This window comes from Pedobacter sp. UYP24, from assembly GCF_054057295.1.
The window spans coordinates 66071-89771 of sequence record NZ_JBSRZD010000001.1 but is presented as its reverse complement, the minus strand read 5'-3'; the positions used below and the strand labels follow the sequence as shown (position 1 = coordinate 89771).

At 35.2% G+C, this 23701-nt stretch carries 24 protein-coding genes; 21 read left to right on the top strand and 3 right to left on the bottom strand.

Annotated elements, in window-relative coordinates; genetic code table 11:
* Nucleotides 1–169: 169 nt before the first annotated feature.
* The 5 genes from ACVWYN_RS00390 to ACVWYN_RS00370 all read left to right on the top strand — a co-directional run bounded on the left by ACVWYN_RS00390 (nucleotide 170) and on the right by ACVWYN_RS00370 (nucleotide 3022).
* Nucleotides 170–661, top strand: coding sequence for a hypothetical protein (locus ACVWYN_RS00390; protein ID WP_457286837.1), 492 nt, complete (start codon nucleotides 170–172; stop codon nucleotides 659–661).
* A 72-nt stretch (nucleotides 662–733) separates the two neighbouring features.
* Nucleotides 734–907: a DUF3606 domain-containing protein gene (locus tag ACVWYN_RS00385; protein WP_457286836.1), complete on the top strand. Its 174-nt coding sequence runs from the start codon at nucleotides 734–736 to the stop codon at nucleotides 905–907.
* A gap of 138 nt (nucleotides 908–1045) precedes the next feature.
* The gene (locus ACVWYN_RS00380) at nucleotides 1046–1288 is read left to right on the top strand and encodes a DUF6766 family protein (RefSeq protein WP_457286835.1); all 243 of its coding nucleotides are present in this window, start codon (nucleotides 1046–1048) and stop codon (nucleotides 1286–1288) included.
* Nucleotides 1289–1504: 216 nt separating this feature from the next.
* Nucleotides 1505–2797 carry an ATP-binding protein gene (locus tag ACVWYN_RS00375; RefSeq protein WP_457286834.1) on the top strand — a complete coding sequence of 431 codons (1293 nt, stop codon included), beginning with the start codon at nucleotides 1505–1507 and terminating at the stop codon, nucleotides 2795–2797.
* A gap of 72 nt (nucleotides 2798–2869) precedes the next feature.
* Nucleotides 2870–3022 carry a lmo0937 family membrane protein gene (locus ACVWYN_RS00370; RefSeq protein WP_457286833.1) on the top strand — a complete coding sequence of 51 codons (153 nt, stop codon included), beginning with the start codon at nucleotides 2870–2872 and terminating at the stop codon, nucleotides 3020–3022.
* A gap of 53 nt (nucleotides 3023–3075) precedes the next feature.
* Here the strand turns inward: ACVWYN_RS00370 and ACVWYN_RS00365 are convergent, their stop codons facing one another.
* The 3 genes from ACVWYN_RS00365 to ACVWYN_RS00355 all read right to left on the bottom strand — a co-directional run bounded on the left by ACVWYN_RS00365 (nucleotide 3076) and on the right by ACVWYN_RS00355 (nucleotide 5970).
* On the bottom strand, nucleotides 3076–4269 hold the full coding sequence (locus tag ACVWYN_RS00365; RefSeq protein WP_457286832.1) for an ATP-binding protein: 1194 nt from the start codon (nucleotides 4267–4269) through the stop codon (nucleotides 3076–3078).
* A gap of 91 nt (nucleotides 4270–4360) precedes the next feature.
* On the bottom strand, nucleotides 4361–5545 hold the full coding sequence (locus tag ACVWYN_RS00360) for an ATP-binding protein (RefSeq protein WP_457286831.1): 1185 nt from the start codon (nucleotides 5543–5545) through the stop codon (nucleotides 4361–4363).
* A gap of 251 nt (nucleotides 5546–5796) precedes the next feature.
* Nucleotides 5797–5970 (bottom strand): type II toxin-antitoxin system RelE/ParE family toxin, encoded by a 174-nt coding sequence (locus ACVWYN_RS00355; RefSeq protein WP_457287646.1) that lies wholly within the window; start codon nucleotides 5968–5970, stop codon nucleotides 5797–5799.
* 1168 nt (nucleotides 5971–7138) lie between these two features.
* Between ACVWYN_RS00355 and ACVWYN_RS00350 the strand changes: the two genes are divergently transcribed.
* The 16 genes from ACVWYN_RS00350 to ACVWYN_RS00275 all read left to right on the top strand — a co-directional run bounded on the left by ACVWYN_RS00350 (nucleotide 7139) and on the right by ACVWYN_RS00275 (nucleotide 23690).
* Nucleotides 7139–7870: a tyrosine-protein phosphatase gene (locus ACVWYN_RS00350; protein WP_457286830.1), complete on the top strand. Its 732-nt coding sequence runs from the start codon at nucleotides 7139–7141 to the stop codon at nucleotides 7868–7870.
* 84 nt (nucleotides 7871–7954) lie between these two features.
* Nucleotides 7955–8761: a polysaccharide biosynthesis/export family protein gene (locus ACVWYN_RS00345; protein ID WP_457286829.1), complete on the top strand. Its 807-nt coding sequence runs from the start codon at nucleotides 7955–7957 to the stop codon at nucleotides 8759–8761.
* Nucleotides 8762–8780: 19 nt separating this feature from the next.
* A complete protein-coding gene (locus ACVWYN_RS00340) occupies nucleotides 8781–11168 on the top strand; it encodes a GumC family protein (RefSeq protein ID WP_457286828.1) in 2388 nt (795 codons plus the stop codon).
* A gap of 66 nt (nucleotides 11169–11234) precedes the next feature.
* Nucleotides 11235–12596, top strand: coding sequence for an oligosaccharide flippase family protein (locus ACVWYN_RS00335; RefSeq protein ID WP_457286827.1), 1362 nt, complete (start codon nucleotides 11235–11237; stop codon nucleotides 12594–12596).
* Between the two features lie 99 nt (nucleotides 12597–12695).
* Entirely contained in the window at nucleotides 12696–13208 is a 513-nt protein-coding gene (locus ACVWYN_RS00330; RefSeq protein ID WP_457286826.1) for an acyltransferase, read from the top strand.
* A 6-nt stretch (nucleotides 13209–13214) separates the two neighbouring features.
* On the top strand, nucleotides 13215–14405 hold the full coding sequence (locus ACVWYN_RS00325; protein ID WP_457286825.1) for an SDR family oxidoreductase: 1191 nt from the start codon (nucleotides 13215–13217) through the stop codon (nucleotides 14403–14405).
* A gap of 3 nt (nucleotides 14406–14408) precedes the next feature.
* The gene (locus ACVWYN_RS00320; protein WP_457286824.1) at nucleotides 14409–16154 is read left to right on the top strand and encodes an HAD-IIIC family phosphatase; all 1746 of its coding nucleotides are present in this window, start codon (nucleotides 14409–14411) and stop codon (nucleotides 16152–16154) included.
* Nucleotides 16138–16362 carry an acyl carrier protein gene (locus tag ACVWYN_RS00315; RefSeq protein ID WP_457286823.1) on the top strand — a complete coding sequence of 75 codons (225 nt, stop codon included), beginning with the start codon at nucleotides 16138–16140 and terminating at the stop codon, nucleotides 16360–16362. The genes ACVWYN_RS00320 and ACVWYN_RS00315 overlap by 17 nt, the downstream gene beginning before the upstream one ends.
* A 136-nt stretch (nucleotides 16363–16498) precedes the next feature.
* Nucleotides 16499–17014 (top strand): acyltransferase, encoded by a 516-nt coding sequence (locus tag ACVWYN_RS00310; RefSeq protein WP_457286822.1) that lies wholly within the window; start codon nucleotides 16499–16501, stop codon nucleotides 17012–17014.
* Complete coding sequence (locus tag ACVWYN_RS00305; protein ID WP_457286821.1) at nucleotides 17011–17904, top strand: NAD-dependent epimerase/dehydratase family protein; 894 nt, start codon at nucleotides 17011–17013, stop codon at nucleotides 17902–17904. The genes ACVWYN_RS00310 and ACVWYN_RS00305 overlap by 4 nt, the downstream gene beginning before the upstream one ends.
* Nucleotides 17883–19022 carry a glycosyltransferase family 4 protein gene (locus tag ACVWYN_RS00300; protein WP_457286820.1) on the top strand — a complete coding sequence of 380 codons (1140 nt, stop codon included), beginning with the start codon at nucleotides 17883–17885 and terminating at the stop codon, nucleotides 19020–19022. Before ACVWYN_RS00305 ends, ACVWYN_RS00300 begins: the two co-directional genes overlap by 22 nt.
* 47 nt (nucleotides 19023–19069) lie before the next feature.
* Nucleotides 19070–20044, top strand: a complete 975-nt coding sequence (locus ACVWYN_RS00295; protein WP_457286819.1) for a glycosyltransferase family 2 protein — start codon at nucleotides 19070–19072, stop codon at nucleotides 20042–20044.
* Nucleotides 20045–20048: 4 nt separating this feature from the next.
* Nucleotides 20049–20726 (top strand): acylneuraminate cytidylyltransferase family protein, encoded by a 678-nt coding sequence (locus tag ACVWYN_RS00290; protein ID WP_457286818.1) that lies wholly within the window; start codon nucleotides 20049–20051, stop codon nucleotides 20724–20726.
* A gap of 2 nt (nucleotides 20727–20728) precedes the next feature.
* Nucleotides 20729–21664 carry a phosphoglycerate dehydrogenase gene (locus ACVWYN_RS00285; RefSeq protein WP_457286817.1) on the top strand — a complete coding sequence of 312 codons (936 nt, stop codon included), beginning with the start codon at nucleotides 20729–20731 and terminating at the stop codon, nucleotides 21662–21664.
* A gap of 1 nt (nucleotide 21665) precedes the next feature.
* Nucleotides 21666–22406 carry an SDR family NAD(P)-dependent oxidoreductase gene (locus tag ACVWYN_RS00280; RefSeq protein ID WP_457286816.1) on the top strand — a complete coding sequence of 247 codons (741 nt, stop codon included), beginning with the start codon at nucleotides 21666–21668 and terminating at the stop codon, nucleotides 22404–22406.
* A gap of 15 nt (nucleotides 22407–22421) precedes the next feature.
* Nucleotides 22422–23690, top strand: a complete 1269-nt coding sequence (locus ACVWYN_RS00275; protein ID WP_457286815.1) for a hypothetical protein — start codon at nucleotides 22422–22424, stop codon at nucleotides 23688–23690.
* Nucleotides 23691–23701 lie beyond the last annotated feature (11 nt).

The following is a 23701-nucleotide window of genomic DNA, read 5'->3' as shown; positions in this document are numbered from 1 at the left end:
TTAAAGTCCATATATCACCAAAGTGGAACAGCTCAACACCCAAGGAGAACAACCTAACGTCAAAGGAGAATGACCCAACATCCAAGGAGCATTGAATAGACAAAGGGGAATAAAAATAAATTAGGTTGTATAATCTCCCAAAAGGGATACAGGTTTGCGTATGATCATTATGAAAATTTTCTCATCGAAACAACATTACTTTTCTTTGGCCGTTTCCTCTGCCTATGTTTTTTTTAATATTGGCATCATCCGCAGGTTCTATCGTAGGGCCGGAAAGATATTTGCAGTAAATAACCGCAAGCAGCAGGAGTTGCCTCCGGTCCCAAAAATTACCTTTGATATCGCATTGGTTATTTATCAGGGAGATTGTACTATTGCTTACAATAGCGACAATCAACCTGTTCCCTGGGTGTATAGCTCAATGAAAGCAACCAGCGCAGCCTTAGCTACCGAGACATTTTTTATGATCAGAAGGGAAATCATCGTAAGGGGAGATCTAATAGAGAAAGTAACTAAACAAGGTAAAGAATTCTCCATTCTGCTTAAAGCACCATTTAGTTGTAGCTATGTTGTGGCCAAAAAGCGGATGGCTGCTTTCCGGGCTTATGGAGCAAGCAATAGTATGCCATGGTGGAATGCCCAGCGCAACCGATTCCGCTAAAAGCGGTTGTTTTTTAGCTTCAAAAACATTTTATCTTATTTATTGTTCTGTAGCAACCTAATAGAATAAACCATGAAAAACAGTTACGAAGAAAGCAAGATTAACAACAATGAGATCAATATTGCTGAATATTACGAAGTAGAGTATTGGTCCAAAAATTTCAAAGTACGACCGGAATCTATCAGACTGGCAGTTAAACACGTAGGCAACCTGGTTACTGAGGTAAGAAAGTTCCTGGGCAAATAACCCGGTGTTACCGTGCTTTTCTTTCTACCCATAAAGCGATACTTGCGGCCACTGCCTCAAGGGGTTTATCAAACTGGCTTAATCTTCCGTAAAAAAAATCTTATTCCTGATGGTTGTGTTGTTGTTTTAAATCACATCATGAAAAAGCCCGCTTCTAAAAAACACTCCTTCTTTTATCGCAATGGACTTAGCCTTGTTTTTTTAGCCTTATTTACTGTTACACTAGGGGCGCAGGCGCTAACCGGTTGGAAAGAACACAACAAAGAACTGAAACAAGACGGGGTCACAGAAATTGGATTAGGCCAATACCTTAAAAGCGGACAAAAGGGATCTCCGGAGTCTAAACCTGTTGATGCCCCTCACTTGGAAACAGGCAAATAATTTTACCAGTATCATGGCAAATACCGCTCCTGTGCTGACCTGGTAGAAAGTGAAGCAGGGTCAGGATCAATCTTTCACTTCAGCTTGCCGCTTATTCCTTAACAAAAGTGTAGTCAAATACATTTATTCCTTTGTAAAAGTGTAGTTATTAACATTTATTCCTTTGTATAAATGTTAACGATTCTGTATATTTGAATCATTGTCAGATATTTAACTATGAAAAGACTACAAATTGAGGATCTTAATAATTGGAAGGTTAAAAAGAACCGTAAACCGCTCCTGATAAGGGGAGCAAGGCAGGTAGGAAAAACATGGTTAATGAAGGAGTTTGGTCGCAGGGCCTACAAGAAATGTGTATACATCAATTTTGAAAGCAATAAAAAACTCCAAACTATTTTTACTGAAGATTTTGACATACAAAGATTAATCACTGCACTGCAAATAGAAACAGGGATAACTATTGAAGCTGAAAATACACTGATCATCCTTGATGAAATTCAGGAAGCGCCGGGCGCACTTACCTCCTTAAAGTATTTTCACGAAAATGCGCCCCAATACCATGTGATATCTGCAGGTTCGCTGCTTGGTGTAGCGCTAAGCAAGCATACTTCGTTCCCCGTGGGGAAGGTTGATTTTCTCGACCTATATCCCTTAAGTTTTACAGAATTTCTAGTCGCAATGAATCAACAACCCTTACTAGACCTACTACAAAGTGAGGATTGGGCATTGATCACCTCTTTTAAAACCAAATATATCCAGCTTTTAAAACAGTATTACTATGTAGGCGGTATGCCTGAAGTAGTGCTTTCTTTTACCAACAATGCCGACTATAACGAAGTACGGACGTTACAGAAACGAATAATGGAAGCCTATGAGCAAGACTTTTCCAAGCATGCACCAATTGAAATCGTACCAAGGATAAGAATGCTTTGGAACTCAATACCTGCACAGCTAACCAGGGAAAATAAAAAATTTATATATGGAGCGGTAAAGCATGGCGCAAGGGCTAAAGAATATGAAATGGCCATGTCCTGGTTAATAGATTGCGGACTAATCCATAAAATAAACAGGATTACTAAGCCTGCCATTCCATTGAAGGCATACGAAGACTTTAGTGCGTTTAAGCTTTTTCTGGTAGATATAGGTCTGCTCGGTGCGATGGTAGATGTAGATATCAAAACCTTGCTTCATGGCAATGAACTTTTTGAGGAATTTAAAGGGGCATTAACGGAGCAGTATGTGTTACAGCAGTTAATTATCCGTAAAGAACTATCTATCTATTACTGGTCTGCCGAAAATGCCACTGCAGAAATTGATTTTCTTTTACAACACAGGGGCAATATCATTCCGGTTGAAGTTAAAGCAGAAGAAAACCTGAAGGCCAAAAGCCTGCGCCATTTCAGTCAGAAATATGATTTTACCAATGCCATAAGAATTTCCATGTCAAACTATCGGAAAGAGGACTGGCTAACCAACCTCCCGCTTTATGCAATCAATAAGTTGAATTAATGTCAAATTCCAAAACAATATCGAATCTTATAGGTTATTAGATAAAACTATCAAAACTTAATTATTTTCACTATGGGAAATTTACTTTATTTAATCGCAGTTGTGTTGGTAATCATCTGGGCTATCAGCTTTTTAGGAGGATACTACACAGGAGGAATCATTCACGTTTTATTGGTCATTGCAGTAATTGCAATAATACTAAAACTGATCAGAGGCGCAGCCTAAAAATAGTTGCGGTTTCAGGGCTACTGGAACCGCATCATTTTTAAAGTTAACCGCTAATACAAGAAACCAAATAGCCAAAGCGGAACCCTATCTCCAAAACCTATTTCAATATCATCGGCGGCCACCAAATAAGAATCAGCATTTTTTAACTGTTTAAAAGATTTTGATTTGCCACCAACCTCTATTGTCAGTCCTGAAATAAAGAAATCACCCTCAGCGGGAGCATTTACCTCCATTCCTGTGTTAACCAATTGGTTTAATAAAAAAGTCTCTCTAATGTTCCCCTTGTCGGGTTGGCTTTTTATGGCATAAGCCAAATTCGTATTCTCTAAAAAAATTTTATCTGGCTTTTGCAATCTTGAAACACCTTTTCCTTCAACAGAAAGTATGTTTAATAACTTCGCGTCTCTCAATTGATAAATATACTCATACATACTTTCGCGATGAATTTCCATCTTACGTGCCAATGCAGACATATTAGGCTTAAAGGGAGCAGATTCTGCTATTACGCCTAATAAACGTTTTACTTTTACTGCAGTGCCGGCATTATAACCCGCTATATAAGCTAGGTCTGTATCTACAATGGCATTTATAACTTGTTCCAGTTTAGGCAAATATTCAGCTTCACCTTCCACTATTATTGGTAAATATCCGTTTTTCAGATACCTGTTAAAAGCGGGAAGAGGCTGAATTTTTTCAAGAATGCCCCTGCTTATTTCCCGGTGATTTGTTTTAACATCGTCCAGACTAACTGGATCAAATACAATACCTTCAGTGAAGGAAAGGTATTCTCTGAACGACAATCCGGCTAAAGAATAGCAGGTCACCCTGCGACTCAAATCGGCCTCACCCCGGTAAACATCCAATGCAGACGATGCAGAAAAGATGACACGCATTTCAGGCAGGCCATCATAGATGTTTTTAAGTTCTCTGGACCATGAAGGATATTTATGAACTTCGTCTATAAACAATACCCTTCCGCCTAGCTTAAACCAATCCGTAGCCATATCCAATAAAGTATGGGTATAAAACCAAGTATGATCAGCAGTAACGTACAGTGCTTTTTCTTTCTCCTCTTTTAAATCGAATTTAAGGTGCTGGAGCATTAATATGGTTTTTCCTGCCCCTCGCGGGCCTTTAATGGCAATCATTCGCTGCTTCCAGTTTATCTTTGGATGCAAATAGCGCCTAAAATTATCATTTACAACCCTCAGTAAATTCTCCTGGTATTCAAAAAGCGATTCCATAATTAAAATTTGTCGGTTCCAATATACAAAAACCGAATGATATTGCTGGTTACAACCGACAAATTAACCTATTTGGCAATGATTGCTTCTCTTATATGTTCCCGCCCCATACAAAATCCAGGAAGCCGGCATTCGAAACATTTCGCCCCAAAACAAAACTCTTTTTAATATCAATACCCGCAGCCCTCTGTTCAAGCGTATGTTTGTCTTGCAGTATTGGCGTTTCCTTAACTTCCAATGCCGTATCACCATTAAAAATGAAATCAATTTCCTGCCCTGTTTTCTTCTGATAATACTGTATAGTTCCCTGGCTTTTCAATTGCGCAGCGATAGCATTTTCAAAAACTTGCCCGCCTGATAACTGATCGCCTGCAAGTACATTCAAGACACCCGTATCCGCAAAATATAGCTTAGTTTGCTGGGAAATCTCTTTATCAATGTTTTTAGTGTAAGGACTTGCCTGATAAATAAAATAAGTATACTCAAGCAGATGAATATACGAGGAAACCTTTTGGCGATTTATACCTGTTACGCTGCTTATTTTAGTATAATCTACTTTATTGCCAGAACGAGATGCTAATAATTTTACTAATTTATAAAGGTCTTCACTTACAGAATAGTCAGATAATAATTTAACATCCAATTCAATATAAGAATTGATGATATCCTTTAAAAGCTCAACCTTGTCTGCATAATCCCGTTCCAATACAACCTCCGGAAATCCCCCAAAACGAATGTATTCCGCATAATGATCCTTATATTGACTATACCAGGTTTTGTTTACAAATTTCCATACAAATTTCTCATAATTTTTATTTGCCACTTCCTTAAATTCCAAAAACTCCTTGAAGCTTAGCGGATACATCTCAAATATTCTTTTCCTCCCGGCCAGGCTCTCAGAAAACTGATTTTTCATATAGTAAGAACTGGACCCGGTTACAATAAATTTTACGCTGTAGGTATCGTATAAATATTTTATTACACTTGGAAGATTTTCTACCAGTTGTATCTCGTCCAGTGCAATTAGGCAAGAAGTAGAAAAGTCCAGCCCCATTACTTCCAGTTGCCCCTTTATGTCTTCGTAATTATTGCCGCCAAACAAAATCCTTATTTCAATCCTTTCGCAGTCCAAATAGATAAAATTGGTATGCTCAATATGCTGCAGTATGTATTTTACTGCGGTGCTTTTACCTACCCTCCTCATGCCGGTAATCACTGTAACCTGTTTTTTTTTGCTGTGCGCCAACAACTGACTGTAAATTGCCCTCTGCTTCATGACGTAAAATTAATCAAAAAGTATTACTATCTGATGGAAAATAAATCAAATAGTATAATTCAATACTATTTTTGGTAATCTCCAATTGATCGTTTGGTTCTTGCCAACTCGACTTCTTTCGTAATTTCTATAGTATCCATTATTTAATTCAAGCTTACTAAGCGCTTCCTCTTGTTTGAAATACTTTCAGTAGTTTTTTTATTTAAAGTATTCATTCCATTTGTTAATAATTTGTTCACGATGCTGTTTTGCTAAAAAAGATCCGCGTGGCTTCCTGCTCTAACTAAAATGATTTCGTTTTCTTCAGTAATTTCCAACCATATAATGAGTAAGTCACCTTTTAAATGGCATTCCCAGTTGTTTTTATAGTTTCCAGATAATTTATGAGCTTTAAATTTCTGGGGGAGTCCTTCTGCACCCTTTATTGTTAATTCGTTTTTTTAAAAATCATAGATAATATCCAAGTCCTTAGGCGAACGCTTCTTAATTAACTTTAGATCTTTCTCGAACTTATTTGTGAAGCTTAATATATACATTAAAGCCGCTTGAAGAACAAGTCAATATTATCAATTTTTTTAGTTTTACGCAATCTAGCATCAGAAATAGCCTTTTTTGTACTTGAATTCGGGTGTAATTTTTCCTCAACAATTCCAACTATTTTAACATTAAACCTTTTCGCGAGCCTTTCAAATAAGTCTCTATCTTTATCTCGTATTTCAATAGTTAATGTTGTCATGATATTTAATATGGCCTATCATCAATTCTTTTCAAAACAAAAATAATGATTTTTTGGGATAAGTTTCAATTCAGCCAGCTTAATCAATTCTTATTCTTAACATATACTTTTGAGCCACAATTGTTGCATTTATAGCGCTTCAGGTCTAGCCAGAAACATAGGTGTTTTACTACCGCACCTCTAGGTATACGGGTATCTAAAACCCCGCTTGCGCACTTGGGGCATTTGGCATAAGTAATCGTCTTTTCTAACCAGCTGCTTTCTAATTGATTTGCCATAATGGTTTATTTGTTTGTAAGGTCCCTGTCCGTTACATAGGTATATTTGGCTATGTAAATTTAGAACTTATTAATTACAAATTTTATTAAATGATGTTAATTAATTATTAAGAGTGATAATTCCATGCTTTATAGCGAAGACAACTAACCCTGTTCTTGATTTTGTTTCGGATCTTTGGAAAAGCGCCTCCCTATAATTGTCTAATGTCCATCAAAATTACATCAGGCAAGGGATGTAAAGAAAGCTTACTAATCATGTCTTCGCCATGGAGCAGTTTAGCCAAAGTTTTAATTTCAGCAATAGCCCGTAGTTACGTCTCCTGTCATTGCAAGGGTAGTTTTCTTGTCATTGCGAGGAGCGTAGCGACGAAGCAATCCCCCCTTCCTTAGTGTATAAATTACACAATTGATAATTTAATGTTAAATTTTAGGTATTTATCACCTTAAAGACATAAAAAAGCGATTTGTAAATTAGTTTTAGTGAGAGTTTTTACTATTTTTGTGACAGAGAATTTATTTCTTTTACTCATCCCCAGGTGAAAAAAGACAATATTGAACTTATAACCCTAATACAAAACAATGTTTTCTATTTTTAAGAAAAAGACGCATGTAACCAATATCGAATGGCTCGGTGTAGACATGCATTCACATTTATTACCTGGGATAGATGATGGATCACCAGATGTTGAGCAATCCGTAAAGCTGATCAAGAAATTAAATGAATTGGGTTTTACAAAATTCTTGTGTACCCCTCATATTTTCAAAGAATTGTATCCAAATACCTGCGATACCATCAATACCGCACTAAAATCAACTGAAGCAGCACTAAAGAAGGCAAATGTAAATGTGGAATTGCGCGCAGCGGCGGAATACATGCTGGATGAGAACTTTGAAATCGGGGATGACTTGATGTGTTTACCTGATAAGTTTATTTTGGTAGAGATGTCTTACTTGAATGAAAGCCCAAATGTAGAGAAGGTTATTTTTGACATGCAGATCAAAGGATTTAAGGTAATACTTGCACATCCAGAACGTTACAATTTTTACCATTTGGATTTAAGTAAATTCCAACGGTATAAAGATATGGGGGTGTTGTTTCAATTGAATTTATTGTCAGTTACTGGTTATTACGGTAAGGAGGTGAAGAAAACGGCTGAATATTTACTGCAAAACCAGATGTATGATTTGGCGGGAACGGATTTGCACCATGATAAACATTTAGATGCCTTAACAAAAAGTATAGAAAGTGGAGACTTATATAATAAAATTGGTAATTATCCATTTATAAATAAAAAGCTGTTCAATAGTTAGCCTTTAAAAATACCCAAGGGTGGGTATCTTTATTATTGGGTTAAAAGATTAGATTTGCAGCAAATTAAATATCATACCATACCTATGAATAAACGTTTTAAGAGTGTAATCGTAATAAGTTGTTTGCTGCTAAGCACTCTTTTCTTCTCAGCCTGCGAGACAACAAAAAAGGTAGCTTACTTTCAGGATATCAGTTTAGCTGAACAATCCGAGTTGGCGAATACGGCGAAGTTTACTGAGCCAGTGATTCAATCGGATGATATTTTATCCATATCAATTTTTACGATTGATCCAACAACGAATATGGTGGTGAACCAGACCGCAAGTCAGGCAATTAGCACAATCACTGGTCCTTCTGTAGCTCTAGCTGCAACACCTCCAACCTCTGGATTTTTGGTTGATAAGAATGGAGAAATTGACCTTTCTGTTATTGGTAAGGTCAAAGTGGCTGGATTAACTAGTTATCAAGCAAGAGATTTCATTAAAGGTAAGGCTGCTATTGTATATACTAATCCAAATGTGCAAGTACGTTTTGCTAATTTTAAGGTAACAATACTGGGGGAAGTTGCAAGACCTGCATCATACGTAATACCTAATGAAAAGGTCAGTGTTTTAGATGCTTTAGGATTAGCAGGAGACTTAACAATCTTTGGTAAGCGAGAGAATGTAACTTTGATCAGAGATAATGGAGGGAAAAAGGAATTTGCAAGATTAAACTTGAATTCGAAGGAGATTTTCAATAGTCCCTATTATTATTTAAAGCAGAATGATGTTTTATATGTTGAGCCAAATAAAGGAAAGGCAGCATCATTAAACCAGGCAAGAACTCAAACTTATGCGTTAGTTGGAAGTGCTCTTTCTGTATTGATAATTTTAATAACAAGGCTGTAATCAAAAAAAAGGATTAAAGATGAATTTGCAGGAAGAACAGTTTATACAAATGGAAGAGAATCAAGGGAGCCAAGTTGATCTTCGTAGGCTATTAGCTAAAATTTTATCGAATTGGTATTGGTTGGTTATATCTGTGATATTAGGTATTGGCGTAGCCTACACCTATGCTCGATACCAAACACCTATTTTTAAAATCTCAGCGAGGGTTTTAGTAAATGATGAGAAAAAGGGAGGGGGATTAATGGGAGGTAGCGATATTCTTGGTGATTTGGGAGGTCTAATTGGAGGGAAAAGTACTGTTGATAACGAGGCTGAAATTTTAAAGACCAGATCATTGATGGAACAGGTAGTAAAAGACTTGGATCTAAACATAACGTATTTTCGTGAGGGAAGGGTTAGAAACGTAGAACTTTATGCTACGCCATTCTTAGTTCAAGGGGTCAATCTTGCTGACACCATTCTAGGGGCTCATGTAGAAGTTGACATACTAAAAAATAATAAAATTTTGATTAAGTCAAAAGGAGTAGATACAATAGTTGGGTACAACACAACCTTTAATGTTCCGAAAGTTGGTAACATTATGGTAAAGCGAAACTTTGCCGTTCCGTTACAATCTAATCAGTATAGTTTTGATATAGTATCTGTTGACAGCAAAGTTGCTGATTTAATGAGCAATCTTACTGTTAGCGTAAATAATAAATTAATTACGATTATAGATTTAACATTAAATTATCCAATTCCCCGGAAAGGTGAAGATATCCTAAATAGAATAATTTCCAATTATGTCGAAGGAAACCGAAAAGATAAGAACGAAGTGGCTGATAGTACTATTAAGTTTATACATAATAGACTGGCGATTATAGGGGGTGAATTAGGAGACCTGGAAGGAAACATTCAAGGGTTTAAACAGCAAAATAATTTGGCTGACATGAGCGAGCAGGGTCGTTTATTAGTTGCTTCGACTAGCCAATATGTAGCAGATCTAGCCAAGGTAGAAACGCAAATTAGTATACTTAGAAGTTTAGAGGTATATCTTAGAGATGAAAATAATAAACGAGTATTGCCTAGCTCATTGGTTGCTGAGGATTTGGTTTTTAATGGCTTGATAGAAAAATATAATATTTTGTTGCTTGAAAGAGACAGAAAATTGCTTGGGGTTACCGAAAACAATCCTGTAATAATAAATCTTGATCAGCAAATATCCAATCTCCGAAAAGACATGCTGTCAAATTTGACGAGCACATCAAATTCGCTGAATATCTCGAGGAAAAGGATTCTTTCGCAAATGGATAAAGCTGGTGGTCAGATAAAACAGGTTCCAGCTACCGAACGAAATTATTTGAATTTGGCAAGACAGCAACAGATAAAACAGGAACTTTATATTTTTTTAATGCAAAAAAGTGAAGAGACTGCTATTTCAAAAACATCAAATATTGCAAATTCACGTACAATAGATCCTCCTAAGTCTGATGTGCAGCCTTTTAGCCCAAAAAAGACTATAATTTACCTTATTGGGTTAGCTTTGGGAATGATAATTCCTATTGGCCTTATTTATTTGAGAGAGTTATTAAATGATAAGATTGAAGTCAAGGAAGACATCACAAGGAAAACTGTTGTTCCAGTTCTAGGAGAAATAAGTCATAATACAGAAACAGATAATCTGATTGTAGCTAATAGTTCCAGGTCTGCGATAGCAGAACAGTTTAGAGCACTACGGACAAATCTCTCTTTTTATCTTAAAGAAAAAGACGAAAAAATTATTCTTTTAACATCAAGTATGTCAGGGGAGGGAAAGTCCTTTGTAGCCATAAATCTGGGAAACATATTAGCTCTGTCTGGGAAAAGAGTTTTATTAATGGAACTCGACTTAAGGAAACCAGGACTGTCAGCAAAATTAGGTAGTGCTAATGAAATCGGATTTACCAATTATATAATCAAATCTGATCTAAAATCAGCCGATATAATTAAGCCATTAACTATAAACCCAAACATGTTTATCGTGAGTTCAGGACCAATTCCGCCTAATCCAGCAGAAACTTTAATGCACGAGAGGACTAAGAAATTGATAGAGGAATTAAAGGTTCAATTTGATTATATTATAATTGATGCACCCCCTGTCGGCATTGTTACTGATGCCCAACTAATGGAGCCATTTGCAGATATCTGCTTATACCTTGTTAGGCAAAAGTATACTTTCAAGCAACAGCTCAATATTGTAGATGATCTTTACAATTCTAGAAAAATGAAAAAACTTGGCATTGTTGTTAATGACATTCAAGCTACTAATGGTTATGGTTATGGTTATGGTTATGGCTATGGCTATGGCTATGGCTATGGTTACGGCTATGGTAGCTATGGGCAAGAGGATAATAAGAAAAGTTTTTTCCATAAGATATTAAGGAAATAATTTTATTAAGAGTCTCATTACTTTGCTTATACTACAAACAATTATCTATGACTTCAATTACAATAAATGGGGATTTTAAGCAAATCAAAAGAATTATTTAGACTTCAGGATTCTAAGAGTAAGGTTGTTGTTAGAAATATTTTCTTTTCTTTTTTTATAAAAGGAATAAATATCTCTGTTAGTTTTTTAACAATTCCATTGGTTTTAACATTCCTTAATAATACCCAATATGGAATTTGGCTTACGTTAACAGCCATTATAGGTTGGTTTGCATTATTTGATTTAGGTTTCGGAAATGGTTTGAGAAACCATTTGACAACATCTATTTCTAAGAATGATTTCAAAGAAGGCAGAATTTTTGTTTCTACTACATATGCAGCTTTATCTCTTATATTCGGAGCATTAATAATCCTTTTTTTAATTGTACATCCGTTCATAAATTGGGTATCTGTTTTTAATGCTCCAAAGTATATGACGAAGGATTTAAATAGCGCAGTAGTTTTCGCTATGTGTTTTCTTTTTACACAATTTATTGTGCGACTGATAAATACAGTACTTTTATCTTTTCAACGTTCAGCAATGGCTGATTTCACAAATTCTATGGTTCAAGTCTTCATATTAATTGGTTTATTTTTACTCAAAATTTTCCATTATAATTCGCTTACATCCGTTGCACTTGTCTATTCCATTACGCCCGTTGTAATATTTGTCTTAGTTAGTGCTATTTTGTTTCTTACGGTTTATAAAAATATTAGACCTTCGTTAACATTCGTTAAGCTTAAGTATGCAAGTACGCTCTTAAAATTGGGTATTAATTTTTTTGTTATCCAGATCGCAGCTTTGGTGCTATATGCTTCTGATAATTTTATTATTGCACACATGTTTGAGCCTTCTGAAGTCACAGTTTATAATATATCTTTTAAATATTTTAGTATTGTTAGTGTCTTTTTTACTATTGCCCTATCACCTTTTTGGTCAATGACAACACAGGCAAAAGTTGAAGGTGACTGGAAATGGATTCGGGGGTCGGTAAAGAAGTTACTACTTCTTTGGGGGACTTTAGCATTTTGCGGCGTTATACAATTGTTGGTTGCGACACCCATTTATAAGATATGGACGAATGGTAAGGTAGTTGTTCCTGTTCAACTTTCATTTATGATGTGCTTTTACTTTATCGTATCTAATTGGTGTGCTATTTATTCAAATTTTCTGAATGCAGTGGGTAAAGTTCGAGTGCAACTTTACTTAGCTGTTTTTGGAATGATTGTAAATATACCTTTGGCAATATTCTTGGTCAAAGTTTGTCATGTAGGAGTAATAGGTATCCCGATAGCGACTGTTACAACTATGCTATGTGCCAGTGTTGTAGCTTATATACAATACAAGAAAATTATAAATAGTACTGCTAAAGGGGTCTGGAATAGATAACAAATTATGTATAAATATTTAGTATTTCGATTGATAAAATTATTAAAAAAAATTGCATACAAATTGAATGCGATTGAGGTTTCCGAGAACAGTAATCAAATGGTAACTAATAATGGTGGTAAATTTCTTCCTGAAGCCAATGTGGTTAATATGCAAAAGGATCCGAAGAAAATTAGTGTGGGCGCAGGTACTCACATCAGAGGTGAATTACAAGTATATTCTTATGGAGGTAGGATAGATATAGGAGAAAACTGTTATATAGGGGCGGGAAGTAAGATATGGTCTGGTGAAGGAATCACTATTGGCAATAACGTGCTGATTGGTCATAATGTAAATATTATTGATTTTTCACATAAGGCAAAATCTAGCGACAGAGCCGAATCTTTTAAGAAGTTAATCACTGAAGGTCACCCTAAAGAAAAAGGTAATATCCCTTCTAGATCCATTAAGATCGAAGATGATGTCATTATTTATGCCGGGGCAAATATTGTTATGGGCGTAACGATTGGGAAAGCCTCCATTATTTCGGCTGGGAGTGTTGTAATTAGAGACGTTCCAGCATTTTCACAAGTTCTTGGAAATCCAGCCAAAGTAGTTTGGCGAACAAAATAGAAAATCATGAGTAAATTTGAAGAATTAAAGGTCGGAGATAAGGCAGAGTTAAAACATATAATAACTCAAAATGATATCAATAAATTTGTTGAGTTAACCGGCGACGATAATAAACTGCATATAAATGCTGAATATGCAAAAAATACGAGTTTTAAAAAACCGGTAGCACATGGTATGCTAGGGGCTTCATTTATTTCCACTATTATTGGGACAAAAATTCCAGGGGATGGCGCTCTATGGTATTCACAAACGATCGAGTTTCTTTTACCCGTCAGGATCGGTGACGAATTGACAGTCACAGCAGAGATTTTAAAGAAAATTGATTCTTCAAAAACTATCGAATTACAGACCGATATTTTTAATCAGCATAAACAAAAGGTGACCACTGGTATTGCTAAAGTGAAATTGGTCGAGCAACAAGTGACCGGAACATTAATTAGTGAGCAGCAGGTGAATGTGAAAAACGCATTAATAATTGGTGCCACCGGTGGAATTGGAAAGGCGGCCTGTATAGAATTAGCAAGACAGGGATATAATGTGGCAATTCATTACAATTCAAATAGAGAGGCAGCAAATCTAATTTTTGATAGTGTAATTAGTTTTGGAGTAAAGGCTTGTTTAGTATCTGGGGATATTACTATTAGAAAAAACGCAGAAGAAATATTTAGTGAGGCAGTTCGAAAGTTAGGGAGTGTTACTTTAATGGTTAATTGTGCAACGTTGAAGTTGCCAAATATAAAATTTGAAAAAGTTGATTGGGCTGATGTAGAAAATCACTTAAACATTAATGTGAAATCAAGTTTCTATTTAGCCCAGTTATTAATACCCTCATTCAAAGCTAATAGATATGGAAAGATCATATTTTTGACATCTCAGGTGACGGAGAATGCTCCACCAAATGACTGGTCATTTTACACTATTGCAAAATATGCACTTAATGGTTTAGCAAAGTCTTTAGCTGTGGAACTTGCGCCGTTTAACATTCAAGTTAATTTAGTTTCTCCAGGTATGACAGAAACAGAGCTTGTTGCGGACATACCTGAAAGGAGTAAGCTATTAATTTCGGCTAGAACACCTTTACGTAGGCTCGCTAAACCTGAGGATATAGCTGATGCTATTGCCTTTTTAGCTTCGGATCGAGCTGCGTATATTACTGGAGAAACTATTAGGGTAAATGGCGGTCAAATTATGATGTAACATATGAAAGATTTAAAGTACACTGAAATACTAAAATTGAATAGAAGCTTAGGAAACAAATTGAGCGGTGAAGTGTATAATATTACAGTACTGTCAAATGTCATAACTGATCAATTAAATGCTATTATGGAGTTCAGTCTTCGATCTGAAGACATCAATGTAAATCTTTCTTCAGGAGATTATGATAACATTGTACAAGACTCAATTAAATACGATAAATCTGAAGCAATTATCATATTCTGGGAACTTGCTAATATCATAGATGGTCTTCAGTATAAGGCTAATTTAATGAATGACATAGAATTGACTGCGCTAGTTGAAAAAGTGATCTCAGAAATTGATTTTGTCATATCAAATTTAAAGATCACTTCATTGGTTTTGTTTAATAAGTTCTCCACTCTTGCGTTTAATGGTAGTAGTTTACGTAAAAATAACTTTGATAAGGTTTGCGACAGTCTCAATGCACACCTAGAAGCTAATTTAAGTCCTAATATTTTCATTGTAGAAATTGATAAAGTTATTGCGAAAATATCTATTGGCAGAAGTGTGGACTTTAGATATTATTACTCATCTAAATCTTTATATACCATTGATTTCTACAAGACATACTGCGAGTTTGTTTTACCGATAATTAAATCTGTGAAAGGTAAAGCAAAAAAAGCTCTAATATTTGACTGTGATAATACACTTTGGAAAGGCATACTTGGCGAGGATGGCTTTGATAAAATCGAAATGTCTTCAAAAACAAAGTCTGGTGTTGTTTTCGAAGAAATTCAAAGTTTGGCCCTCGATTTAGTAAGAAGAGGTGTAATATTAGGTTTGTGCAGTAAGAATAATCCTGAGGATGTTGAATTCGTTCTTGCACATCATAGCGATATTTCAATTAGGAACGAAAACATCACTATAAAAAAAGTCAATTGGATAGATAAAGGGACAAACCTAAAAGCTATTTCTAACGAGTTAAATATTGGAATAGATAGCTTGGTTTTTATTGATGACTCGGATTTTGAAGTTAATTATATAAAAGATAATTTGTCTGATGTTGTAGTTGTACAGGTACCTGCTAATCTTTTTGAATATCCTCAAATAATGCGTGATTGCTCAAATTTATTTTTCAATCTTACTCAGAGCAAGGAAGACCTGAAAAAAACAGAGATGTATAAGCAACAAGCACAACGATTGGAAGAGAAATCATCCTTTAATGATATCGAGAGTTATTTGCGATCATTGAGTCTTGAGATTACAATACATAAAGATTTGCCATCACTTACCCCTCGGATTAGCCAATTAACACAAAAAACAAACCAATTTAACCTTACAACAAGACGATACACAGAAATAGACATAGATAATTTTTTAAATGATGTAACGAAAAGAGTAATTTCTTTTGATGTCAAAGATAAATATGGAGACTCCGGATTAACAGGTGTTTGTATTTTGGATATTAATACGATGCAAAATACAGCATCTATTGATTCGTTATTAATGAGTTGTAGGGTGATCGGAAGAAATATCGAAAAATCTTTTTTTGATATTTTAGTTACTTTTCTTAAAGCATTGGGAATCAAAAACTTGAAAGCAGAGTACATTAAAAGTTTTAAAAATGATCAAGTCAGTAATTTTTATGATAATGTTGGATTCAGTTGCACTTATACGTCCGAACAAAAAAAGAATTATGAGTTAGTTTTGGAAGACTATAAATTAAATAATATAGAATATATAAAAACAAATTATGGAACAGAGAATTAAGAATGTAATGGCATCGGTATTTGATTTGAACGAGGATGAAATCAATGATAATGCGTCACCTGATACCATTGAGCAGTGGGATTCATTAAGGCATATGCAATTGATCACTGGTCTTGAAGAAGAGTTTAATGTTACGATTAAGGATGATGAAATTATCGAGATGCTCAATTATAAACTAATACACGATATACTTAAAAGTAAGGTATAATCAAGGTAATTGAAACGTTTACAAGATGATCTCAAAAATTTTAAGCTTTATAAAGAGCCATAAACAGAAGGCTCACTACAAACGTATAGGTGAATACTTAGAGATGGGCGACTCTTTTCTTTATAGTAGTTTCCGCTTGAGCATACTTAAACCTTTATTGTATAAAAAATATCTCAAAATTGGAGACGATACTATTGCTGATTGCACGATCTCTGTGGAATCTAATCAAGCTTCTGTCACCATTGGAGATCGTTGCTGGATTGGGAATAGCAGATTAATTTGCAGGTCAGGAATATATATTGGAGATGACGTATTCCTCTCTTGGGGAGGATATATTTGTGATCATGATTCGCATTCAATAGACTTTTTGGAAAGAGAGAATGATATTAAGCAACAATTGCAGGACTTCAAGTGTGGGAAGCATCTACTGGATAATAAAAACTGGGAAGTAGTAAATACCAAGCCTATTCGAATCAATTCGAATGCCTGGATAGGAATGAACTGTATAATTTTAAAAGGTGTGACAATTGGTAAGGGAGCTATTGTTGCGGCAGGAAGTGTTGTCACAAAAGATGTTCCGGATTGGACTATTGTTGGTGGAAACCCCGCAAAGGTAATTAAAGAAATCCCCGATAGTTTAAGAAAAAAATGAAAATACTTATTATAGGTTCTGAAGGTTTTATTGGCGCACATGCCCGAATTTTTTTCTCAAAAGAGCATCAGGTTTGTGGAGCCGACATATTGGAAAAACAAAGTTGTGAAAATTATTTTCAGCTTTCGTTGCAAAATACCGATTTCGATACAATATTTGAGACAAATCAATTCGATATTTGCATAAATGCTAGTGGGAATGGTAGTGTTCCCATATCAATAAATAGACCGGTTTTTGATTTTGAACTTAATGTAACGAATACTATTAAGATTCTAGATGCTATCCGCACTCATAACCCAAGTTGCAAATTTATAAATATGTCATCAGCAGCCGTTTACGGGAACCCCTCAAGCTTGCCCATTACAGAGTTTGTTGATTTGAAGCCGTTGTCCCCCTATGGATGGCATAAGTTATATTCTGAGCAAATTTGTAGGGAGTATTATTATCTTTATAACCTCCAAACTATTAACCTTAGGCTATTCTCAGTATATGGCGAGCATCTCAGGAAGCAACTTTTTTGGGAGACTTATCAGAAATGTTTGAGATCTAACAACATAGAATTGTTTGGGTCAGGAATGGAAACGAGAGATTTTATTTACATTGAAGATTTACTAAACGCTGTTGACTGTATTATAAAAAAAGGTCTATTTAATGGAGAGGCAGTCAATATTGCTTCAGGAGTTGAAACCACCATCGCTGAGGCGACCAAAATTTTTTGCGCTGCAATTAACCCCAATATCTCGATTAATTTTAATAAAATCGTAAAGCCTGGAGACCCCTTGAATTGGTGCGCAAATATTGATATTCTAAAAAGTTTCGGGTTTGAGCAAATGGTTAGTATTACTGATGGATTAAATAAAACAGTGAAATGGCTAAAAGAAAGCAAATAAATTTGATATATCGACATAATGATAATTGGATAGGCGGAACGTACTACATACTAAATATTATTAGGTCACTAAAACTGCTGGATGACCAATCGAAGCCTGAATTAGTTATTTTTTACGGCTTAGGTTCACCTATTGATCTAATTGAAGAGATACAATATCCTTTTATTTCATATAAATCTCTTGAGTTAGGTAGTAATTTGATTAAAAGAGTAATTAATAAGATTTTTCAAAAAATAAAGGGGAAAACCATTTTTAAATTGAAATTACCAGAAAATATCTCTGAGAACGTTTATCCACTTAAACCCAACATTAGTGACTCTGGAGTAAAAAATGCTTATTACTGGATTCCTGATTTTCAGGAGTTGTATTATCCTGAATTTTTTTCAAAGTACGAACTTCGATTTAGGAATCAGTCTTATTTGGATCTTCTAAATCAGAGAAGCAACATCGTTTTTAGCAGTGTAAATGCCTCGAATGATTTTGATATATTTTTTCCAGGAAATGTTAACAAAAAAAAGGTATTAAATTTTGCCAGTTTTATTGGAGAAGATTACAAAGCTCTCGATGTGAAAAAATTGGTAGACAAATTTAACATTTCCGATAAATATTTGATTGTATCTAATCAGTTTTGGAAGCACAAAAATCATAAGGTTGTGCTTGAAGCGCTTAAACTTCTAAAAAATCAAGTTGGTGATTTACAAGTGGTTTTCACTGGGAAAGAGTACGACCATCGAAATCCAGATTTCGTTAATCAACTTAAAACATTCATTGAAGAAAGTGGTATAACTAACATGGTTAAGTTTTTGGGATTTATAGACAGAGATGAACAATTAGCTTTGATGGATAGTTCTGTTGCTGTAATCCAACCTTCGCTTTTTGAAGGTTGGAGTACTGTAATAGAGGATGCCAAAGTTTTAAATCATTTTGTATTAGTGTCTGACATAGCGTTACATCGTGAGCAGATCAAGGATAATTGCTTGTTTTTTGACCCGAATGATCCAGTTGATTTAGCCTCGAAAATTACGTCAATTTATACAAATCCAGGAACTGTCACAAATATTGCCTATAAATCCATGCAAATAAAGTTTGCTAATGATTTTATTAATTTATTTAAATAGGAAAAATTCTCATCTCTGTAATGAAAAATTAAAATAAATTGAGTAATATGAAATCACCTATCTATAGCATAATAATAAGATCTTTTAACGAAGAAAAACATATTGGTAAGCTTTTGAAAGGAATTTATTTGCAAACGCAGAAGGAATCTATTGAAGTTATTTTAGTTGATTCTGGTTCAACAGATATGACCGTGAGCATTGCTAAGAACTATGGGGCCAAAATAGTAGATATTAGGCCAGAAGATTTTTCGTTCGGTAAAGCATTAAATGTAGGGTGCAAAGTAGCTCGGGGTGAATTTTTATTACTTGCCAGTGCTCATGTTTATCCTCTTTATACAGATTGGGTAGAGAAGATGGTCGCTCCATTTAAGAACAATAAAGTTGCTTTGGTATATGGTAGGCAGGTTGGAAACGAAATTTCAAAATATTCCGAGCATCAATTGTTTAAAAAGTGGTTCCCTGCAACCTCTTCTTATGAGCAAAGGATTCCATTTTGTAATAATGCCAATGCTGCAATAAGGCGGGTACTTTGGGAAGAGCAGCCTTATGATGAGCAGTTGACAGGTTTAGAGGACTTGGATTGGGCTACAAAGATTCAGGAAAAAGAGTACGTAATTTCATACGAAGCTTTTGCACCCATTGTGCATGTTCATGAGGAAACGCCATCAAGGATAAAAAATAGATATAGGAGAGAAGCGATAGCATTAAAGCATATCCGGCCAAAAGAAGAATTTTCATTCTGGAGTTTTATCAGGTTGACAAATTCAAATATTTGGTCTGATGCTGTTCATGCGATTCATGAAAGGAAATTTTCCAAGGAAATTGGATCGATTATCATGTTCCGCACATTACAGTTCTGGGGTACTTATTTAGGTTATAATCGTAAGTCTGTTCCAGACGAAACGTTGCGGATGAGAATGTATTACCCAAATGGCTTTAGAAAGAAACTCTTTCAAAAGCGTGAGGCAGAAAGTAGGACGGGCTTCGGAGAGAAAATAAACTATTCAGAATTAGAATATTAGTTATATGACACAAAATAGAATTACAGCTATCGTGCCAATGCGCCATTCAAGTGAACGCGTACCTGGTAAAAATTACCGCGATTTTGCGGGTAAACCTTTGTTTCACCATGTAGTTCAAACTTTGCTAGATTGCAAGCAGATTGATCAGGTTGTAATAGATACCGATAGTCCAATAGTTATTGAACAATGCATGGATTTTTTCCCATCTGTACTAGTGTTGGAAAGGCCAGCTCATTTAAGGGATGGAGCTATTCCAATGAACGATGTATTGTTGAATACAATCAATCAGGTTCCTTCTGAATTTTACTTACAAACGCACAGTACAAATCCTATACTCACTGCTAAAACTTTGAGTGAAGGAATAGATAAATTTTTGCTATTGTATCCTATGTATGATTCACTCTTTTCAGTTACCAGGAAACACGTGAGGTTTTGGGATAGCTTAGCGAGGCCAATAAACCACAATTCTAATATTCTATTAAGAACACAAGATTTGCCGCCTATTTTTGAAGAGAATTCATGTTTCTATCTTTTTACAAAGGCAATTTTAGAGAGAAAACACAATAGGATTGGAGATCGACCATTTATGTATGAAATGCCGGAAGCGGAAGCGCAAGATATAGATGTTGAATTGAACTTTATAATGGCTGAATTATTATACAAAAATTTAAATAACCTTTAAATATGAAAGTATTAGTTACTTGTCCCCCAATGCTAAGAGCTATTGATCAGCTCCGCTATTTGTTCGAAGAGAAAAATATTGAACTAGTTACTCCTGAAGTGGTACAGGTTTTAACAGAAGAGCAGTTGATTGAACTAGTTCCCACTGTTGATGCCTGGATTATCGGTGATGATCCTGCAACTGAAAAGGTTTTTACTGCTGGCAAAGCAGGCAAACTACGTGCGGCAGTTAAATGGGGTGTGGGGGTAGACAATGTTGATTTTAAGGCTTGTGAAAAATTAGGCATTCCAATTCAAAATACACCGAGGATGTTTGGGAATGAGGTAGCCGACATGGCTATAGCATACTTTACCGGCCTGCTAAGAGACAGTTATCGAGTAGATCGCGCAGTACGTAGCGAGAATTGGATCAAACCGGCAGGGATGTCTTCCACTGGCAAAACAGTTGCTTTAATTGGTTTGGGAGATATAGGTCTTGGTGTAGCGAGACGTTTGAAAGGATTTGATGTTAAAATCAACGCATACGATCCTTTTAGTTCATTAACCGCCGAAGGCGCTGGGGTTGACCAAATATTAACATTTCCGGAGGCATTAGGTGATGCTGATTTTGTTATTGTTACTTGTGCATTAACGCCAGCAAGCTTTCACATGATTGATACAGCTGCTATTGATAAAATGAAAGACGGCGTAAAGATTATCAACGTTGCAAGAGGGCCGCTTATTGATGAGCCAGCATTAATAGCCGCCTTAAAATCTGGAAAAGTAAGTGCTGCTGGGCTGGATGTTTTCGAAGTAGAACCTTTACCCTTGGATAGTGAATTACGTCAGTTTGAGCAGTGTATTTTTGGAACACACAATGGTTCAAATACCAAAGAAGCTGTGATTAGGGCAAGTCATAGAGCCATTGATATTTTATTTGGATTTTTAGGTGTTAAATAGCATGAATAACAAGAAGACAGTAGTAGTTACCGGAGTGCTTGGAGGGATTGGCAGGCAACTGGCCAAGACATTTCAAGAAAATAACTACAATGTAATTGGACTGGACATCAATGATTCAGAAACTCCTCACTGTGATAAGTTTTTCAAGTTTGATTTACATCAATATTGTGCTGATCCTATATATAAAGCAAAAATGGAATCAATATTTGATGTTGAAATTCCAGAACTTTTTTTATTGATCAATAATGCCGCTGTACAGATATTGAGCAGTGTTGCTGAAATCAAGTTAGAAGATTGGAATCAAACGTTAAATGTAAATTTAACAGGGCCATTGATGTTAAGTCAATACTTCCTTTCAAGGCTTGATAAATCAATGGGGTCTATTATTAATATTGCAAGCATCCATCAGCAGTTAACAAAGAAACGTTTTGTAGCCTATGCCAGCTCTAAGAGCGCATTGGTTGGTTTAACGAAAGCCATGTCTGTCGATTTGCAAGGGCGCGTACGGGTAAATGCAATTAGTCCCGCAGCAATTGATACGCAGATGCTTAGAGATGGATTCGATAACGATGAAGCAAAAGTTCAATTGCTAAATGAATTACATCCGAGTCAAAGAATAGGAAAGCCCCAAGAAGTTTCTCAATTAGCATTATTACTAGCCGAAGATAAACTAGGATTTATTAACGGAGCAAACTTGAAGATAGATGGTGGAATTAGTAATGTGTTGAAAGATTTGGAGTAAATTAAAAAAAAATAAATGCTTAGAAACGTATTGTTCATTTTACTTATCTTATCTAATGTATGTTTAGGTCAGAGCAAAAGTATCATTTTATCTTCTAGGTGGTTTCATCCCTTCAATAAACAAGATACTTTAAATACGCTTTCTGTTTTTAAAAACTTAAGAGTAGATAGAATTGATTGGATGTACTGCGATAATATCCAGCAAATACAAGCTTTGAAAAACGATGGTGTAAAATTCAGTCTAGCGATTAACCCACAAGTGCCGGACTCATTAGGATTTACTACTGTAAAAACGAGAATGTTGGATCTGAATGGGAGACCTTATGTTGCTCCTTGGATGAGTAATTGGAAAGCAAATAACCTATATTGGGGTTGTGTTAACAATCCTAGTTTTCAAAATTTATTTATTATCAAGTCTATGCAAATAGTGGACTTCGGTGCATATGGTATTTTTGTCGATGATGCTAGGTTCAATGATAGTGCTGTCGAATGGGGCGGTGGTTGCTATTGCGAATATTGCCTCAAAAAGTTTTCTGAATTCCTTGCTGGAAAAAAAATAGTTATTAAAAAGGATTTTAATTATAAAAATTATTTGAAGAACATAGGAGCAAAAGAAGATGTCTATAAAAAGTTGTATGGAGAATTTCAGACCGAAAGCGTCATCTCATTTTTAACTAACTGGAAAAAAGAAGTTTATAGTTATTCGGGTAAGAAGCTTAAATTTTTGACAAATAATGCTGGTGGGAAATGGAATAATATTTATAGCATTTTTGACATGGGAATTGCCGAGTTAGATCCCAGGAGGAGTGACTTTAGACAGTTATCAAGTTCTATCTCTTTAGCAAGATCATTAGGGAAAGAACAGGTTTTCTCTTATGCATCGTCAAACCAAAGCTGCAATTTGTCATATTATTTATATTGCTATTTGAATAAATCGGAAGCTCTAATCCCATGGGATCTATGGCTAAACGATAAAATTGATCATCATAAGAGACTTTATAGTGATAGTAGTACTATTAGGGATGTTATTAGTTTCATAATCAAATATAAAAATGATTTCTCTAAAGAAGTGACTCAAGACACTTTATTTCCAACAAACGGAATAGCTGACTATGTGCAAGCAATTAAATGCCAGGATGGTAAGGAATTCCTCGTTTTTTTAAATAGCGAGCCTAATAAGCTAATTAATGTTGATTCATTTGCGAAGGCATATAAACCGATTATTACTGGAGTCAAACTCAAAAACAGTTACAATGGATTTGTAATTTTGGAGAAGCTTAAATAGTTATATTTTAG